Origin of the sequence: Streptomyces sp. MP131-18, assembly GCF_001984575.1 — a bacterium.
In the GTDB taxonomy this organism is placed as follows: Bacteria; Actinomycetota; Actinomycetes; order Streptomycetales; family Streptomycetaceae; genus Streptomyces; species Streptomyces johnsoniae.
On record NZ_LZNS01000001.1, the window covers coordinates 980,717 to 997,772 of the forward strand.

Sequence of the window (17,056 nt, forward strand, 5' to 3'; positions counted from 1 at the left end):
AAGGCCGAGAGCCGCATGGCCTGCTCGCGGAGGGCGCCGGGGTCGGCGCCCGAAAGCACCCAGGGGAGCGCGTCCGGTGCCGGGTCCCCGGTCGGCCGCTTCGGCGCCTCTTGCTTTTCGAGGCCCGCGACGACGACATGGCAGTTCGTGCCGCCCAGACCGAAGGAGGACACGCCTGCGATGGGCGCCTCGCCGGGCTCGGGCCAGGGCCGGAGTTCCGTCCCGACCCGCAGATTGAGGGCGTCAAGGGGTATTTCCGGGTTGGGAGTCGCGTAGTTGAGGCTCGGGGGAAGCTCACCATGGACGGTGCTCAGGATGACCTTGAGCAGGCCGACGATACCGGCAGCACTCTCCAGGTGACCGATGTTCGTCTTCACCGAGCCGACCCGCAGCGGCTCGTCGGCCGCCCGGGCGGCGCCGAGGACTTCACCGAGAGCAGCGGCCTCCACCGGGTCACCCACGGGGGTCCCGGTGCCGTGCAGTTCGACGTACTGCACCCGGTCGGGGCTCGTGCCGGCCCGCTCGTAGGCCAGGCGCAGCACTTCCTCCTGCGCCTCGCGCCGGGGAGCACCGAGGCTGTCGCCGCCGCCGTCGTTGTTGACGGCACTGCCACGGATCACGCAGTGCACCGGGTCGCCGGCCGCCTGGGCAAGCCGCAGCGGCTTGAGCACCAACACGGCGCCACCCTCCCCGCGGACGTAGCCGTCGGCCCTGGCGTCGAAGGTATGGCAACGCCCGCTCGGGGACAGCGCCCCCATGCCGTTGGAGGTGGCGGTGGAGCCCTGGCCGACGATCAGGTTGACGCCGCCGACGATCGCCGTGGTGGCTTCGCCACGCCGCAGGCTCTCGCAGGCCAGGTGCACCGCCACCAGGGACGAGGACTGCCCCGTGTCCACAGTGAGGCTGGGCCCGGTCAGGCCGAGCGCGTAGGAGACGCGGTTGGCCAGCATGGTGCGGCGGGTGCCGGTGAAGGTATGGGGGCCGACGGCATCGAGGCCGCCCAGGACGGAGAGTTCGGCGTAGTCGTCCCACATGGACGAGGCGAACACCGCTGTGCGGGTGCCCTTCAGGTCGGCCGGGACGATACCGGCGTGTTCGACGGCCTCCCAGGAAAGTTCCAGCATGAGGCGCTGCTGGGGGTCCATCGCCGCTGCCTCGCGGGGCGAGATCTTGAAGAACGCGGCGTCGAACGTGTCGATGCGCTCCAGGTATCCGGCCGGGGCGGGGCTGCCGGGCTCCTCCGCCCCGGCAGCGCTCAGGCGGCCGGCGGGAGGCGGGCCCACGGCGTCGGTGCCGTCGCGCAGCAGGCTCCAGAACTCCGCCGGGCCAGGCGCCCCGGGGAGGCGGCACGCGAGGCCGACGACGGCAATGGGTTCGTCCCCGAGTGACGCCGGCTCGCCCGGGACGGCGTCGGCATCGGAACGCCCGGGTTCCACGGACACCTTCGACTTCTGGACCGTCATGTTTCCTGACTCCCGCTGTGCCGTGCGTGGTTCACGCCCTTGCCACTCGTGGCGCGACGCTGGGATAGCCGTCCGATTCTGTGTCCCCAGGCCGCGTGGCGCCCCCGTGCCGCCCCCCGGACCCGACCCCAGTCGTTGCCCCGCCGGCACGCCGATCCGGCTGCGGCGGGACGCCCTCCGGGCCGGGGAACGGCCGGCCGGTTCCTGCGAGCCGACGGGGCATGAGCACGCCACAAAAGGGAATATTGACAGTCACAGTCGCTTGACTGTAGTTGTCTATTGACAGTGACTCCCGAAAGGTGTGGCATGAGCTCCTCCCAGGACGACCCCGTGCGGACGCGCGACGACCACTCACGCCGATGGTGGGCCTTGGGCGCCTTGGCGCTGGCCACGCTCGTCCTCGGCTTCGACACGACGATCCTGAACGTCGCGCTCCCCACCCTCGCGGGGGATCTCGGCGCCACCACCACCGAGCAGCAGTGGATCATCGACTCCTTCCTGATCGTCTTCGCGGCGACGATGCTGCCCGCGGGCATGCTCGGCGACAGGTACGGACGGCGCCGGATGCTCGTCATCGGACTGGGGGCCCTGCTGGTCGGCTCGCTGGTCGGCACCCTGGTGGACAGCGCCGAGATGCTGATCGTCGCCCGCACGATCATGGGCCTGGGCGCCGCGCTGGTCGTGCCGCTGGCCCTCTCCGTGGTGCCCACGCTGTTCACCCCGGCCGAACGGCCCAAGGCCATTGCCGTGCTGGCCGCCGCGCTGGCGGCCGGCCTGCCACTGGGGCCGCTCCTCGGCGGCTGGCTGCTCGACAACTTCTGGTGGGGCTCGGTCTTCTTGATCAACATCCCGATGGCCGCCGTCGGCATCGTGGCATGTCTGCTCCTCGTTCCCGAGTCGAAGGACTCGGCAGCCCCGCGGGTGGACCCCCTGAGCACCGTGCTGAGCGTCGCCGGCCTGGGCGCCCTCGTCTTCGGAATCATCGAGGGCGCCAGCCGCGGCTGGGACGACCCGCTGGTCATCGCCTGCCTGATCGGATCGGTCATACTGCTGACCGCCTTGGTGCTCCGGGAACGCAGGCAGGAACTCCCGACGTTCGACCTCGCTCTGCTGCGCAACCCCGGCTTCACCTGGAACGCTTTGAGCACCGTCATGGCGGCCCTGATCCTGACGGGTCTCCTTTTCGTCGTCCCCCAGTACCTGCAAGCCGTTCAAGGCGAAAGCGCGATGGCCACCGGCGTCCGGCTCATGCCCATGATGGGCGGCCTGCTGGTCGCGGCGCGCGCCGCCAGCATCCTGGTCAAGGCGATCGGCTCGCGCTCAACCATCGTGATCGGACTGCTGTTCCTGTCGCTGGCCGGGTTCATCGGCAGCACCACCGACGTGGGCTCCGGTTACGGACTTGCCGCCACCTGGCTGGTCATCACCGGCTTCGGCACCGGGCTGACGACGATCCCCGCCACGGATGCCACCTTGGCGCATCTGCCGCCCGGCAGGTCGGGCGTCGGTTCGGGACTGCTGATGACGGGACGGCAGATGGGCAGCGCGATGGGTGTCGCACTGCTTGGCAGCGTGCTGGCCCAGGTCTACCAGGGCGGCGTCAGCACCGACGGGCTGCCGGGGAACGCCGCCGAGGTGGTCGACGAGTCGGTGGTCGCCGCACACCTGGTGGCCGAGGAGGTGGGCGGACCGGTCGGCGCCGGCCTGGTCGAGTCGGCCAACGCGGCTTTCGTCGACGCCATGACCACAACGCTGCTGGTCTGCGCCTGCGGGGCACTGGTAATGGCACTGCTGGTGGCCTGGCTCATGCCCTCGCGGCCCCCGGAGCACGGTGACGACACGGACGACACGCCGGACGACGACGCGGGTGAGAGCGCGGACGGCACACCACGCGGTGACACGACCGCGACCGAGTCCGAGTCCGGGGCCGACCTGGCCGTCAACGAGCCGCGTCCCACAGAATGACCCCTATGAGTTCCAGACCCGCCCCATCCCCGACGTCCGCGCCTCAGGGTGCCCTGCGGGAACGCAAGCGAGTCCGTACCCGCAGGGCCATCCGCAAGGCCGCGTACGAACTGTTCGACCAGTACGGCTACGAGGCCACCCGCGTGGACCAGATCGCCGAGGTAGCCGAAGTCTCCGCGAGCACCGTGTTCCGGTACTTCCCCACCAAGGAAGACATCGTGCTCGCCGGCGAGGAGAATCCCGTCCTGGAGGCCGCCCTGCGTGCTCGCCCCGAGCACGAAACGCCGCTGGCCGCACTGCGTGGGGCGCTGCACGAGGCGATGCGCACCGAGTACGCCACTCCTGAGGCGAGAGACGAGGTCTTCCGGCGGATGAGACTGATCTCATCCGTACCGACGCTGCGCTCCCGCCTGCCCGAAACGATGGCACTCACCAGTGACTACCTCGCGCGGGCCCTGGCCGACCGCACCGGTCACCCACCGGACGGGCTGGAACTGCGGGTCTTCGTGGGCGCTGTGGTGGGGGGGTACCGGGAGGCGATGCTGTACTGGTCCGATCAGGGGATGCACGAAGACCTCAAAGACGTCATCGACCGCGCCCTTGATGTCCTGGAGAACGACCTCGCCGTCTGAACCGCGGCCGCGCCGCTCTCGTGTCTCCGCGGCGGAGACACGAGAGCGGCGGCGAGACGCATGCGGCGCGGCGGGCAGGCCACCCGGGTCACGGGGCTTCGGCGCCGAGCCCGGCGAACTCAGGGGCGGGCCCGAACGAGTACTCGGCCTGCTTCGGCATGGGAAGGTCGAGCAGGCCGGGTGAGCCCGGGTCGCGCGGCGACCGATCCATGACGTCCTTCCCCGCTTCGGTCGTCGAGGAAGGCGTTACTCGTCGCGCAGGTGGCGGCGCAGGACTTTGCCCGCGGCGTTGCGGGGGAGCTCGTCGAGAAACTCGTAGTCGGTGGGGGCCTTGTAGTCGGCCAGCCGATCCTTGAGGAACAGCCGCAGGTCGCGGGCCGTGAGCCGGGTGCCGGGACGGGAGACGACGCAGGCCCGGACGGCCTCGCCGCGCACCTCGTGGGCGATGCCGACGACGGCGGCGTCGGCCACATCGGGATGGGCGCGCAGGGCCTCCTCGACCTCGGCGGGGTAGACGTTCTCGCCGCCGACGAGAATGACGTCCTTGATGCGGTCGTGGAGGTAGACGTAGCCGTCCTCGTCGACGTGACCGGCGTCGCCGGTGTGCAGCCAGCCGTCGGCGAGGACCTGCCCGGTCTGGCCGGGCTGCTTCCAGTAGCCCGTCATCACCGCGGGGGTGTCGATCCACAGTTCCCCCACCTCCCCCGGCGGCAGCGGATTGCCACCACGGTCCACGGCCTGGACCGTGACGCCCGGGTAGGGGCGGCCGACGGCCTTCAAGCGCGGGTTGCCCGGCACGTGGTCGGCCGGGGGAAGGCAGACGGCGGACGCGCAGGTCTCGGTGAGGCCGTATATCTGGGCGAACTCGCAACCCAGCACTTCCAGGCACTGCTGAAGCAGCGGCTCCGGCATCGGGGAACCGCCGTAGACGACCTTGCGCAGCTCGGTGAACTTCTCGGCTCCCGCGCCGGGTTCTGACAGCAGGATCTGGAGCATGGACGGCACAACGAGGGTGGTGGTGATTCTGCTGTCGCAGAGCAGCTCCATGGCGTCGTCGAAGCCCTGCGAGAGAACGTTGGTGGCACCGGCCCGGAAGCCCTGGAGGAACCACCAGGGGCCGCCGATGTGGTGGCCGGGCAGCACGTTCAGACTGCGGTCCTCGGGCAGCCAGTCGAGCCAGTCCAGGTCGTGCCGGGCCAGCAGGTCGTTGATGGCCCAGAAGGTGCTCTGGGCCAGGACAACGCCCTTGGGCGCGCCCGTGGTGCCGCTGGTGTACATCTGCACCAGGGCGCCGCCGGGCCCGGGAGCCGTGGGCAGATCGGAGTCCGGGTGGCCGGTCTGCCAGTCGGCGAGTACGGGCGTATCCGCGGTGGCCTCGTCGAGGGCGACCACGATACGCAACGCCGACAGGCCGGGGCGGATGCCCTCCACGCCCCGCAGGTGGCCGGGGTCGGCGAAGAGGATTTCGGCACCGGAGTCGCCGAGCACGTGACCGATCTCCCCCGGCGTCAGGCGCGGGTCCACGGGCACCAGGACGGTGCCGGTCTTCGCGCAGGCCAGCAGCAGGTCGTAATAGTGCTCGCTGTCGTGTCCGAGGTAGGCGATGCGCATGCCGGGAACGGCGTCCGCGGCCAGCAGGGCGTGGGCCGTCCGGTTGCTGCGCAGGTGGAGTTCGCGGAAGGTCACGGTGCGGCCGGCGCATTCGACGGCCGGCTCGTCGGGCCGGTGGGCGGCGTGGTGGGCGGCGGTGGCCGCGAGGGTGGGCAGGCGACCGGTCGGGGCGGCGGCAACGCTGGTCATCGTTCGTCTTCCTGGGGAGTGGCCGGCCGACCTTCGACGAACTCGGCGAGGGCGCTCACGGACGGGTGGTCGAAGGTGGCGGCGGTGGACAGGGGGATACGGAAGCAGAGTTCGAGGGTGTTCTTCAGTTCCACGGCGGCCAGGGGGGCGGCCGTGCCTGTGCCGCGGCTGACCGCGGTGAACGTCTCCTCGGTCTCGTCGAGGATGTAGGCGGTGACGGGAACCGCGGAGAGGAGGCCCTCGGCGAGCTGGCCGGCCAGCTCGCCGAGGGTGTCGTGGGCCCATCGCAAAGCCTGCTCCTCGGACGCCCGGGAGCGGTCGAGGCAGGTCAGGACGGGGCGGGCGGCGTGGACCTCGTCCCGGCCGAGGGCACTGTCCCGGCCCAGGCCGACGAAGCGGGTACCGGGGGCCGGGGCCACGAGGGCGGCCTCGGTGAACTCGCGGGTGAAGCTCTCGATGACGGTGCCGGCAGCGCGCCCGCCGGTCGCCTCCCGCACCTGTTCGGCGAAGTCGAGGCCGGCAGCCTCGGTCAGGCGGGGGTCCGGTGGCAGGTACGAGCCGGGCGCGGCCTCCGGGCCGGCCAGTTCACCCAGGGCGAGCAGGCCGGGGTGCGCTTCGCTGACGCGCAGTCCGCGGAAGGACGGGCCGTAGTCGACGCCGAGGCCGGCGTGCGTCTCATCGGCCGTGCGCCTGGACAACGGGGCGGAGGCGGCGCGGGCCGCCTCCCGCAGGAGTTCCTCCACGGCGAGGTCGTTGTCCGTGCCGGGCAGGGCGGTGGGCCGGAGAACAGCGGTGACGTGGGTGCGTTCGATGGAGTCCGCGCCGGGCCCGCCGCCGGCGGTGTCAGAAGCGTCGTCGGCGCCGCCGGGCTCGTGCACCAGGCTGGTGATCCGGATGCCGACGTCGGCGGCCGGTTCGAGGCTGGTCTCGCCGTGGACCGCGTCCTGGAGGGCGAGCAGCATCTCGACATAGCCGGCGCCGGGGAAGACCATCTTGCCCATGACCTCGTGGTCGGTGAGGTAGTCCGGCCGGGTGGCGCTGACCGCGGACGCGAACGTCCGTGTGCCGCGTCCCCGTTCCTCCTCCGTGGTGATCTCCCCGCCGAGCAGGGGGTGGGCGTCCGCGGCCGGGGCGGGCAGCCAGTGCCCGCGCCGGTCGAACGCGTAGGTGGGCAGCGGGACACGGCGGCGTTCCCGTCCCGCGTGGTGGCCGGCCCGGTCGATGGGCACGCCCGCGGAGTACAACTGGGCCACGGTCTGGCGGGCGTCGGTGTCGTCGAGGCGCTGTTTGCCCATGCCGGTGAGGTCCCCGCTGCGCAGGAACTCGGCCAAGCCCTCGGGCGTGTTGTTGCCACCTGGCAGGCGCAGGCCGATGCCCACGGTGGCTACCGGTTCCTGAGGGGTGGACACGGTGGGGGACTCCTCCTCGGCCCGTGGTGCGCGAAGGTTGTACCGCCGCGTGGGCCGCTCGTCCTGCGGCACGAAAGGCACCCGGCCCGGGTCAGGCGGCCTCGGGCGCGGTGTTTTTCAGGGCCAGCCGGACCTTGCCGTGACAGGCGGCGGTCTCGGTTTCGCCATATCGGCACAGCGTGTCGATAATGATCAACTGACCGTTTCCCCCTTCGCGGTTCACGGCCCTGACGATATCGAGTTCACCCCAGAAACGCCGCCCGCGCATGGCATCGCGGAAAGAACTGGAGAAGTCGACGATGAACATGTCGGGCAGCTGACGGGCCCAGAAATCCTCCATCGTCCAGGAGTCGAACGCGCGCAGCACACGCTCCTTGAGGGACTTCGCCATGATGAAGTAGATCATCTGGTTGAAACAGATGTTGAACTCGACTGCGTTGAAGTGCCCTGTATCCTTGATGTAGCAGGACTCGGGTATGCGAAAGTCTCCGCGCAGTCGGATCAGCCCGCCTTTGTCCTGCGGATCCCCCTTGACCGTGACCGAAGTCTCCCGCAGGTAGCGGCAATGCGGTTTGTACACGGCGAGTACGCTATCCAGCAGGACTTTGTCGTGCCCGAATTCCACGGCGGCACCTTCCTGAGTGGGCGTCGGTGTCTGGTAGCGCGGTCAGCGGGTTCCGATCCCGGGATAGAACGCGTACTCGTCGTGCACGGTGACCCGGTGCGAGACGGCCGGCTCGTAGCTGACGGTGTGCAGGGCACGGTGCACGAGGGCCCGGTTGTCCCAGATCAGCAGATCGCCCTTCTCGAAGGTCTGCAGGTGGATGTTCTCGTGCTCGAAGGTCGTGTCCGCCTGGCCGCAGGCGGCGAAAAGGTCGTCGAGGAGCCCTTCGCGGGCCGGGCTCCCGTCGGCGTTCTCGATGCGGAAGGTGACGGCCTCGCTGATGTACAGCACCGTCTCGCCGGTGACGGGGTGGGTGAAGACAGTGGGGTGGGAGGCGGCCGGCGTCTCGCGTTCGATCTCGGCCATCACCTCGGAGATTGGCCGGTAGACGTCGGTCGGCCGGATCTTGAAATACCGCCGGACGCTATTCAGGGACCGGGTGTCGCTGATTTCCTTCTTGAGGTCGTCCGACAGGGCCTCGTAGGCCTTCGCCATGTCGATGAAGAAGGTTCCGCGGTTCTTCTGCGGCACCACCTGCGGGTAGATGAGTGTGAGGCCGAACGGACGCGGCATGAACGAGTAGTCGTGGTGCCAGAATTTCCCCGTCTGCGGCACGCCGACCTGTCCGGCGTCGGTCTTCACGTTGGAGGAGACGAATATCTCCGGGTGCTCGGGGTGGTGGTACATGGGCTGGTAGTAGGTTTCCACCTCGCCCAGCCGTCGGCCGAACTCGACGAACTCGGCGGACGACAGATGCTGGCCCTTCACCACCACGATCCGGTCGGAGTACACGAGCTGCTTCAGGGCCGTCAGATCCGCCGCCGGCGCATGCAGCGGGTCGAGGTCCTCAACGACCGTTCCCATCTTGCCTTCTTGTACGGAGATGGTCTTCATCGTCTGAATCACTCCCGCAGTCGGAGCCGATAGGATGGGAGCCTGGTGCACGCGGTCGCCCGTCGGCACACGGCTCATACCGGAGCCGACCGGGACGTGTCCCGCATCCCGTCGTCCCCTCAAGGTGACTCTCACACCGAACCGCGGCAATAGCTCTGGGGGGGCACCCCAGGCGCGGACACGGCCGAGCCCCAGAACCGGCCCTGGCAGGACAAGTCCGGGGGACGCCGTACTTGCGGTGGGACATGGGGCCGGGCACTCTGAACCGGCGGGGCAACCGGCCGCAGCTTGCCGCTCCACAGCCGCGGCGGTCGCGGCCTTCGGTATCCGGATCACCGCCCGGCCAGAAAGTGCACGTCACGACCCTTTCCGCCCCGCACACCCGTGCCCGCCCGGAGGCGGGCCGTCAACGAGTGGCCAGCTGACCGGCCAGTGCCCCGGGCAGCTCACCGCGGGAGGCGATGCCGAGCTTCCGGTAGGCCCGGTTCAGATGCCACTCGACCGTTTTGATGGTGACGAACAGCGCGTGCGCGATGTCCCGGTTACTCTTTCCCTTGGCCGCGAGTACGGCGACACGGCGTTCCTGCTCCGTGAGGCCGTCGACCCCCGTGGTCCTCGTGATCCTGACGCGTACGCCCATGGCGGCGAGTTCGGCCCTGGCCGTCTTGGCCAGGCCCCAGGCGCCGCAGCTCTGGGCCTGCTCCATCCCCCGGGTCAACTCGGCCCTTGCCTGCTCCAGGCGGCCGTCGTCGCGCAGAGCGGCGCCCAGGTCGATCGACGCCGCGGCCCGGTCGAGACGTGCCCCGGTGCTCTGGAGGGCCTCGACGGCCTTGTGGAAGTAACCGACAGCCTCCGGGCCGGCAGAGACGAGCCCGCGCACGCGGAGCGCGCCGGCAACGAGCCGTGGGGCGCCGAAGGCACGCGCCCGCGTCAGGCGCATGTCGGCGAGTGCCCGCGCCTGCTCGACGCGTCCCGCCCTGGCCAGGACGAGTGCCGACTCGTTCGCGAGGCTGAGCGCCGGGGTGTGCAGGTCCTGCTCCTCAAGGAGCCTGCCTCCCTCGCCCAGGACGGCGACAGCGGCCTCTGTCTTGCCCTGCGCCGCGTACAGCCGTCCCTTGGCCAGGGCGAGGGGCAATTGGAAGAGCAGGGAGCGTGCGCCCTCGTCCCCGTCGCACTTGTCGAGCAGCAGACGGGCTTCGCCCAGGTCCTGCCGGGTGATCAGGACTTCGGCCAGGGCCGCGGCGGCCAGGACTGCCGGGCCCCCGGCACCCGCGCCCCCGAGCCGGTCGAGGGCCCGCCGTGCATCGCTCTCCGCGTCGGCGAGCTGGCCGGCCGCCGCCCGGACCCAGGCCCGCAGGCAGTACCCCGTATCGGCGGCCAGCATGGCGCCCTGCTTCAGCGCGCCGTCCACCAGGATGGTGAGCAGGCGGTCGGCGTCGCCCAGGCGGTCGCACTGCACCAGGACGAAAGCGGTCAGGCACCAGGGATGCGCTGCGGCGTCGTGGACGGGCAGGGTGCTGCCGTCGGCGAAACTCTCCTTGAGTATCTCCTCCACCGGGTCCATCACGGCATGGACAGGCTCCCCGCGGCGGAGTGCCTCGGCGGCGCGCTCCGCACTGAGGAGGTGGCCAAGACTGGGGTGCACGGACGGTGCCGCCTCCAGTTGCCTGAGCTGGCGGCGAGCGATGGGACGGAGATCGGGGATCTGCTCCGCGACGGACAGCAGCGCCGCGTCGAGCAGCGCCGTATGCTCCTCGTCCTGGCCGTGGCCGGCTTCCGCTCGCAACGTCTGGAGCAGGGCGACGGCTTCCTCGTTGCGGGAGAAAGCCGTGAGTGCGGCGACCAGGTCGAGCCCGACCTTGCCACGGACAGCGGCCTCGTCGATCAGCTCCACGGCCTGGAACAGGTGATCCAGACCTTTCGGGTCGAGACGCCGGAGTTCGGCCCTGCCGAGGTCGACGAGTACGCGGGGCAGGGCGTCCGGGGGCGGTGGCTCGGCAAGGGCGCGGGTCAGGTAGGTCACCGCGCCCGCGTCCCGCTCCTCGGCAACGGCCTTCCGAGCGGCCTCCCACAGTATGCGGACGGTTTCGGGGTCACCGGCGGCCGGAGCGCGCAGGAGGTGAGCGGCGATGTCGTCCACGGGCGCATCGATGGCGATGAGCGCCTTGGCCGCACGCACGTGCGCCACGTTTCGGGCGCTTGCGGTGAGATTGCGGTACACGGCGGCACGGACGATCGTGTGGACGAAGCGCGGTGGCATGTCGGGACGCAGCAGACCCGCGTCAGCGAGCGCCCCCTGCGCCTCGGGGACTTCCCACTGGTCAAGGCCAGCGGCCTCGATGGCGGGCTTGAGACCGGCCTCGTTGCCCAGCACGGCCATGGCCTCGATCAGACGGGCGGCATTCGGTGGCAACCGGTCCAGCTGGCGCAGCACCAGACGCACGACCTTCGGCGGTGCCAGCTCGGCGATATCGGAAGGGCGGAAGTCCGGTTGTTCCCGTTCGGCGGCTGCCAGTTCGCCGGTCAGTTCGGAGAGCAGGAAGGGCAAGCCGCCGGTGGCCGCGTGGCAGGCATGGGCGTAACGGGCCGCCACCGTGCCGCCGAGTGCCGACGTCAGGTGGTCGCGGACACCAGCTTCGGTGAGCGCCTGGGGCCTGAGGAGCTGCGCCATCGGACTGACCGTGATCGCGCGCGTGATCTCGCTCCGCGGGTCGCTGGTGGCCGGATCGGTCGTGATGGCCAGCAGGATGGGGCAGTGGTCGATGCGCGCAGCGAGGTAGTGCAGGAAGCGGAGTGAGAGCCAGTCGGCGGCTTCCACGTCATCGATCAGGAGCGCCAGGGGCGTCACTTCGGCGATGTGGACGCACATCCAGTAGAGGCCGTAGAGGTAGGAGTAGCGGTTCCCGGTTCCGTCGTCTCCTTCGAACGCCTGCGCCGCGCCGTACTCGAAAAGAGGGGCGGCGAGCTTGGCGGGCCCGCTCAGCACACGGTTCCGTTCCTGCCGACCGACCGAACAGAGCCAGTCCTCGAACAGCTGACGCAGGACGCCGTAGGAAAACTCGCTTTCGAACTCCGTGCCGCGAGCCTGAAGGACGGTGAACTCCGCGCTGCGCGCCCGGTCGCGCAGGGCTGTAAGCAGGGCGGTCTTACCGAGCCCCGGGGCGCCCTCGACAATCAGTATTTGGCCATTACCGCTTCGGCAGCTCTCGATGGCCGCGTCAATCGCGCCCAGTTCCCGGTCACGTTCAAACAGTAAAGCGCTTCGCACGCGCATGGCGAATCCCCCGATTTCAGCACATTCACTTCCCCATCGCCCGAGGGCCGCTCATGTTCGGACCGGCCCCCTGAGGGTCAACCCTGACGCCTGTGGCGCAACGCCGTCCCTCGGCCTGCCTCACACAATCGGTTCGTCCCCTCTCCACTCACTCATGCGCGCATTCCGCACCCGCGCGCTGGTGCGCCGGCCTGGTCGGGGCCAACTCACCTTATGGAATCGCAACAACCGCCACGCGCACGGAACGCGCCCCGGGACGGGACGTCCGACGAGCGGCGAGCGCTCGAAGGCGGACACCGGTGGGCGACAGCAGAGCGGTCCGTTCGACGACGCAGCTGAAGGCCAACGGCATCACGCGCCCGGGTGTTCGACGGCCAGAGCACCTCCGGACATCATCTTGGCAGGGATGGGCGTCGCATCACGCTCGGCTTCGTTCACCTGCACAATCCATTCACTAGCCGGCTCGAACGGTTTCACCTAGCCACACCGGAGTTGACGGCAACCCCGGGCCGCCCCTGGTCAATCACGTCCGCACCTCCGATTCTTGGGAACGGAAGCAGCGGACATCCCAGTGCCCACCCCTGGCCCCTACCCCAGACATAGGGGGAGTCATCACCCCTGCACCCCGGGGTACCGTCCCCGATGGGCGTACATTTCACGCCAAGACGGAACGGGGCCTACCCCATGGCATCTGCACCGGCCCGGGGCACCGCCCTGTCTCACTCGGCCACGTAGGTGCGTCGGCTCCACTCGTAAACCGTCAGCGTGGCGCCCTCGTGCTCGACCGTCTCCCGGGTGGGCAGGAAGTGCTCATACGCGTTCCCGAGCGACACCTTGACGGGCTGCTCGACGTCTCCGACGTAACAGGTGCGCTTCTGCTCCGGCACCTCGACCGGGCCGCCGCGCAGAAGGACATTGGGCTCCAGCTGCAACATATGGCTCACACTCCGTCTCTTGTCGAAGCGAGGGCGACTTCCGACTGTTCTCGCTTCGTGCAGTGAGGATCAACTCCGGTGGGCAGGCATGTGCGGTACGCGGACCGGCGTGGGCTGCTTTCCCTGCCCGGCCCCTGAGGAGTGGCGGGCGGTCGCGGACGCCATGTCCGCGGACCGGTGCCGGTCAACGCTGCCGCACTCCGCCGTCACGGTCATTCTGCGCCGCCCGGGTCGCGGACCGCTCGGGGCACCCCCTGGCCACTCCCCCAGTCATCGCGGGAAGCCGGGAGCCGGTCCCTGCGAGTTCGAGGCCCTCGGCCGTGATCCTGCCCAGTTCGTTCCTGGAGGCGATGCCCAGCTTCCGGTAGACCTGGCTGAGGTGCCATTCGACCGTCTTGACGGTGACGAAGAGGATGCGGGCGATCTCGTGATTCCGTTTGCCCTCGGCGGCCAGGGCGGACACGCGCTGTTCCCTGGGCGTGAGAGAAGGCGTACCCGCCCGGAGAGTGCTGCGCACCCGCACGCCCATCGCGGCCAGTTCGCGCCGTATCCGCGTGACGAGCACGGTGGTGCCCGCGGCCTCCGCGATCTCCTGGGCGGCCCACAGCCGGCGCCTTGCGCGGGTCGGCTGCCCGGCCGCGTACAGGGCCGCGCCGAGTTGCGCGAGGGAGGTGCACCGCCTGACGGCGGCAGGTGAGCCATCGAGCAGCCGAACGGACTCCTCCAGGGCGACGACGGCCTCGTCACCCCGCACGGTGCCGGCGTAGGCGCTCAGCGCCTCGGCCACAACGTAGGGTACTCCGAACTTCCGGGCGGCGGCGAGGTGGTCGAGCGCGAGACGGCGCGCCTCCTCCTTCTGCCCGAGTGCGTGCAAACGTCTCACGATGCCGGGCGCCGGGCTGAAGGCGGAGGCGCCGCTGCCGGTCTCCCTGAGCAGTTCGAGCATGCGCCGGCAGTCCTGCACGTCGTCCCCACCGTCCTCCCTGGCGCTGTGCAGGTGTCCGCGGGCGATCATCAGAGGGAGGGATCTGAACCCTCCCGGCCGCGAGTCCTCCCAGCCTCCGTGCTTGGCGAACTCGTGTTCCGCCGCGTCCGGCTGGTTGCGCAGTAGGAGCAGTTCCGTGAGTGCGAGAACGGCGAACGGCCGACCGAGGTTCCGCTCATCGCAGGCACCGGAGCGCTCCAGGGCGGCAGTGGCGTCGTTCTCCGCCTCGGACAGAAGCCCGCGGCTCAGGTTGACGCAGGAACGCAAGGCCCGGAGATTGTCCGAGTCGGCGTCGGACGGCTCGGCCTGCTGAATAGCGTTGTCGAGCAGCTTTCCGGCCTCGGGCAATCTTCCGCAGGCGAAGAGGCAGAAGGCCAGGAACCAGGGCACACGGGCGCCGAGGCCGCCTTCGCGAATGGAGATGTCGTGGCTGAGCGCCTGCTCGACCAGGCCGATGACCTCATCGCCCGGCTCGCCGCCGAGGAGTGCCCGGGTCGCGCGCAGCGCAAGATACTGAGCCGTGCTCAGGGGACCTTCAGCGCCGCCGCTGCGGGCCGTGCCACCGAGTTCCCTGCTGATCTCCGCGGCGATCTCCTCCGTTCCGGGCGCGCAGGGCCCGAGCCAGCCGCGTTCCGCGTGCAGGCGTCGGGCGAGGGAGGGATGGCTGGTGCGCACCTCGCCGTAGGCATCGCGGTACACCTCGGCCGCTTCTTCGCAGCGGGCGTCGGAGGCGAGCGCGGCGCCGAGGTGGAGAGCGATGGACGCACGCTCGAAGGACTCCGTGCTCAGCTCCAGAGCCTGCCGCAGGTGACGGGCTGCATGCGGATGCCCGGTCCGGTGCTCTGCTTCGCCCCGCACCGCGAGCAGCGCCGGCAGCATGCTCACCGGTACGTCCTCCCGGGCCGCACGGCGCGCCAGGGACAGGGCGTACACGGGATCGCCCTTGCCGAGGGCAGTGCGGCCCGCGGCGACGAGTACGTCCGCCGCGCGGCCGTCCGTTGCGGGCGGAAGGTGCAGCAGGTGCTCGGCGATCCGCTCCGGCGGCGCATCCTCCTCGAAGAGGCTCTGGGCCGCCGCGTAATGGGCGCGGTAGCGGAACGAGTGGGGCATGTGACGGTAGATGGCGTTGCGCACGATCGGGGCGGTGAAGCGCAGGGGGGCTTCCTGGGCGATGACGCCGGCCTCCCGCAGCGCGTCCACGGCGTCGGCGGCGTCGGAAATCTCGACCCCTGCAACCTCGGCGAGTTGGGCGACACTGTCGGCGCTGCCGAGAACGGCGAGCGCGTGCACGCAGGACGTCGAGGCGCGCACCGGCCGGCGAGGCGAGTGCTGGGACCAGCGCTGGACCACACGGGCCACGGTGCGCGGGCCGATGCCTGCGATGTGGGCGGGGCCCGGGGTCCGTCCGGCCTGGCGGGCACTGGCGAGTTCACTCACAAGTTCGCGCAGGAAAAAGGGGTTTCCCGTGGTCGCGACGCAGGCGGCGCGCACTGCCTCGTGGCTGAGCTGACCTGGCAGGGCGGACGCGAGATAGGCCCGTACTCCGTCCTCGCTCAAGGGCCGCAGCGTGAAGGCACACAGGACTGCCGGGCCGAGGAACGCCTGAACCGTTCCCGGCGCCGCGCCGTGCTCACCACCGCCGGTCGCGGGAAGGGAGGTGGTCGCGCAGCAGAGGATGGGGCGCTCGAGCAGGTGCCGTCCGAGGTGTCTGAGGAAGCGCATGGAAGCGGAGTCCGCCAGGTGCACGTCGTCGAGCAGGAGCACCAGCGGACGCTCGTCGGCGAGATTGGTCAGCAGGTCGAGCAGCGCGTGATGTACATGCTCCTCCTGCCGAGCGTCGGACTCTCCGGGGGGAAGCCCTTCGTGATGGTCCAGGAGCGGCACCGCCATGGCCGCGGGCCCGGACAGCATCACCTCGCGCTCGGCGGGGCCGACCATGGCCAGCCAGTGCTCCAGCATCTGCCGCACCAGACCGTAGCGATGACCGGACTCGAACTCGGTACCTCGTGCCTGGAGAACGGTGGAACTGACGCCGAGTGCCCCCTTCCTGAGCGCCCTCAGCAGCGAACTCTTCCCCGAACCGAGCCCTCCTTCGACGAGGACGAAAGCCCCGTCGCCGTCGTGACAGGAAGCAAGCAATGCTTCGAGGGAACGCAGCTCCTCACCGCGCTCGATCAACGAAGAACTGTCGAGGAGGACGGTCGGTCTGGTCCGCGTGAGCATGTAGATGCCCTTCCCCTCAGAACTGACTGAATAATTAAACCCAAGGCGACCCCTATTCCACACGAGGGTACGCTGGAATACGAGTTACCGGGAACATTCAGGGCAGCGAACAAGCGGGACGAGGAGAAAAGGCCCGACAATATATCGGACACCGGGGAGCCCCTCCCCGATCACCCCGTTAACAGCGAGTACATCGCCCCGAAATAAGCGCATCACCTGCCGTTGGGATGGCAACGGCGTGGGATGGCAAGGTCAAGGCAACGATAGCTCAAGCTGCATCGGCATGGAAGCGCGTTCAACTGCCCCCCACGCAGCCGGATCACCCACACCGCCGGAAGGCGCTGCGGGCGCCGCGAGGGCGCGGCGGCCCGGCTTTTCCCTTATCGTCTTTTCCCCCGGGGATGCCGCGCGGGCGGACGGGTCCCCTCGACCCGACTGTCCCGATGAAGCGCCCTGACCCGACAGTTCCTGCGTTGGGCGCCGAGTCGGCCCCGGTGGCACGGGCCGCCGCGCACGAGCCGGCACCGCGTCCACGCCGGGACCGCACCGCGGCCCGGCCAGGCGGAGCCCTGCGCGGTACGAGACCGCACTCGCGCGCGCATACATCTCCTGCGCCCCGCCAGACCAGTCAGAGTAACACCTCCGAAACAATGTTGAATTCACTGCCCGGCCGTTGCGTCCGATGACGTCACGCGCGGCCACCCATGACTCCGCGTACGTCTCAGCGCCCTCCGCAGTGCTTGATTAGCGCGTCAGCGTCCGGCTCACCGCACCACATGGGCTCTGTCTCACAGGCATCCGGTGCGGCGCCT

At 70.0% G+C, this 17,056-nt stretch carries 11 protein-coding genes; 2 read left to right on the forward strand and 9 right to left on the reverse strand.

Annotated elements, in window-relative coordinates; translation table 11 throughout:
- Positions 1-1,463 (reverse strand): polyketide synthase (locus tag STBA_RS04050; protein WP_143659623.1); only part of this gene is annotated, 1,463 nt, incomplete at its 3' end.
- A gap of 306 nt (positions 1,464-1,769) precedes the next feature.
- Here STBA_RS04050 and STBA_RS04055 point away from each other — a divergent pair.
- Both STBA_RS04055 and STBA_RS04060 read left to right on the forward strand, forming a co-directional pair.
- Complete coding sequence (locus STBA_RS04055) at positions 1,770-3,428, forward strand: MFS transporter (RefSeq protein ID WP_077057901.1); 1,659 nt, start codon at positions 1,770-1,772, stop codon at positions 3,426-3,428.
- A gap of 5 nt (positions 3,429-3,433) precedes the next feature.
- Complete coding sequence (locus STBA_RS04060) at positions 3,434-4,060, forward strand: TetR family transcriptional regulator (protein ID WP_366510729.1); 627 nt, start codon at positions 3,434-3,436, stop codon at positions 4,058-4,060.
- Between the two features lie 88 nt (positions 4,061-4,148).
- Here STBA_RS04060 and STBA_RS39220 read toward each other — a convergent pair whose 3' ends face one another.
- The 8 genes from STBA_RS39220 to STBA_RS04095 all read right to left on the reverse strand — a co-directional run bounded on the left by STBA_RS39220 (position 4,149) and on the right by STBA_RS04095 (position 16,199).
- On the reverse strand, positions 4,149-4,271 hold the full coding sequence (locus tag STBA_RS39220) for a hypothetical protein (RefSeq protein WP_290443699.1): 123 nt from the start codon (positions 4,269-4,271) through the stop codon (positions 4,149-4,151).
- A gap of 35 nt (positions 4,272-4,306) precedes the next feature.
- Positions 4,307-5,860: a long-chain-fatty-acid--CoA ligase gene (locus STBA_RS04065; protein ID WP_077057903.1), complete on the reverse strand. Its 1,554-nt coding sequence runs from the start codon at positions 5,858-5,860 to the stop codon at positions 4,307-4,309.
- The gene (locus tag STBA_RS04070; RefSeq protein ID WP_143659419.1) at positions 5,857-7,269 is read right to left on the reverse strand and encodes a polyketide synthase dehydratase domain-containing protein; all 1,413 of its coding nucleotides are present in this window, start codon (positions 7,267-7,269) and stop codon (positions 5,857-5,859) included. The genes STBA_RS04065 and STBA_RS04070 overlap by 4 nt, the downstream gene beginning before the upstream one ends.
- Before the next feature lie 91 nt (positions 7,270-7,360).
- Complete coding sequence (locus tag STBA_RS04075; RefSeq protein WP_077057905.1) at positions 7,361-7,894, reverse strand: FcoT family thioesterase; 534 nt, start codon at positions 7,892-7,894, stop codon at positions 7,361-7,363.
- Positions 7,895-7,936: 42 nt separating this feature from the next.
- Positions 7,937-8,797: a TauD/TfdA family dioxygenase gene (locus tag STBA_RS04080; protein ID WP_077057906.1), complete on the reverse strand. Its 861-nt coding sequence runs from the start codon at positions 8,795-8,797 to the stop codon at positions 7,937-7,939.
- A 436-nt stretch (positions 8,798-9,233) separates the two neighbouring features.
- A complete protein-coding gene (locus STBA_RS04085; protein WP_077057907.1) occupies positions 9,234-12,101 on the reverse strand; it encodes a LuxR family transcriptional regulator in 2,868 nt (955 codons plus the stop codon).
- A gap of 719 nt (positions 12,102-12,820) precedes the next feature.
- On the reverse strand, positions 12,821-13,036 hold the full coding sequence (locus STBA_RS04090; RefSeq protein ID WP_077057908.1) for a DUF5988 family protein: 216 nt from the start codon (positions 13,034-13,036) through the stop codon (positions 12,821-12,823).
- A 184-nt stretch (positions 13,037-13,220) separates the two neighbouring features.
- On the reverse strand, positions 13,221-16,199 hold the full coding sequence (locus STBA_RS04095) for a LuxR family transcriptional regulator (protein ID WP_216355909.1): 2,979 nt from the start codon (positions 16,197-16,199) through the stop codon (positions 13,221-13,223).
- Positions 16,200-17,056 lie beyond the last annotated feature (857 nt).

Bases quoted from the DNA above. Each gene is read 5' to 3' on its own strand.
- STBA_RS04055 (WP_077057901.1), top strand. From the start codon at position 1,770: ATGAGCTCCTCCCAGGACGACCCCGTGCGGACGCGCGACGACCACTCA.
- STBA_RS04060 (WP_366510729.1), top strand. From the start codon at position 3,434: ATGAGTTCCAGACCCGCCCCATCCCCGACGTCCGCGCCTCAGGGTGCC.
- STBA_RS39220 (WP_290443699.1), bottom strand. From the start codon at position 4,271: ATGGATCGGTCGCCGCGCGACCCGGGCTCACCCGGCCTGCTCGACCTT.
- STBA_RS04065 (WP_077057903.1), bottom strand. From the start codon at position 5,860: ATGACCAGCGTTGCCGCCGCCCCGACCGGTCGCCTGCCCACCCTCGCG.
- STBA_RS04080 (WP_077057906.1), bottom strand. From the start codon at position 8,797: ATGGGAACGGTCGTTGAGGACCTCGACCCGCTGCATGCGCCGGCGGCG.
- STBA_RS04085 (WP_077057907.1), bottom strand. From the start codon at position 12,101: ATGCGCGTGCGAAGCGCTTTACTGTTTGAACGTGACCGGGAACTGGGC.
- STBA_RS04090 (WP_077057908.1), bottom strand. From the start codon at position 13,036: ATGTTGCAGCTGGAGCCCAATGTCCTTCTGCGCGGCGGCCCGGTCGAG.